Annotated in this window: 1 protein-coding gene; it reads left to right on the top strand. The window is 58.4% G+C overall.

Translation table 11 applies throughout. The features are described 5' to 3' along the window. A partial coding sequence (locus tag M5B43_RS27170; protein ID WP_349292388.1) for an immunoglobulin-like domain-containing protein occupies window positions 1-721 on the top strand: 721 nt, incomplete at both ends.

Genomic DNA, 721 nt, shown 5'->3' with positions numbered 1-721 from the left:
GCCGGTAAATACCACCGTCACCGATACTCCGGGCACCGCTGATACCACCACCGTGACCCTGACCGCGCCAAGCGAGGTCAACGAAGGCGGCCAGATCACCTACACCGCGACCTTGAGCAACAAGGCTGGTACTGATGTAACCCTGAAACTGGATAACGGTTCGACCATTACCATTAAAGCGGGCGAAACCGCTGGCAGCGTCACTGTTCCTGCGCCTAGCGATGACGTGTTCATCGACAAGAGCACCCAGACGGTCAAGATCACCGACACGGCTGGCGGTAACTTCGAGAAGCTGGAAGTCGCAGGCAACGGCGCAACGACGACGATCAACGACACCATCGACAAAGTTGATGTGGTTTTGACCGCCACTACCACTGTTGGCGAAGGCGGCAATATCGTCTACACCGCCAGCCTTGTGGATAAAAACGGCGCAGCGGTGACTAACATCACCAATCCGCTGACCGTCACCCTCGATAACGGCCAGACCATCACTATCGGTGTGAACCAATCCAGCGGCACCGTCACCACCGTAGCGCCAAACGACGTCTACAAAGGCGACCAGACCGTCACGACTGCTATCAAAGGCGTGACCGGCGGCGAGCATTTCGAAAATCTGGTGCCGGGCACCACGCCGGTAAATACCACCGTCACCGATACTCCGGGCACCGCTGATACCACCACCGTTACCCTGACCGCGCCAAGCGAGGTCAACGAAGGCGGC

It is taken from the genome of Pseudomonas sp. MWU15-20650 (assembly GCF_023242475.1).
Classification (GTDB): Bacteria; Pseudomonadota; Gammaproteobacteria; order Pseudomonadales; family Pseudomonadaceae; genus Aquipseudomonas.
This window is presented reverse-complemented; position numbering and strand designations above follow the sequence as displayed.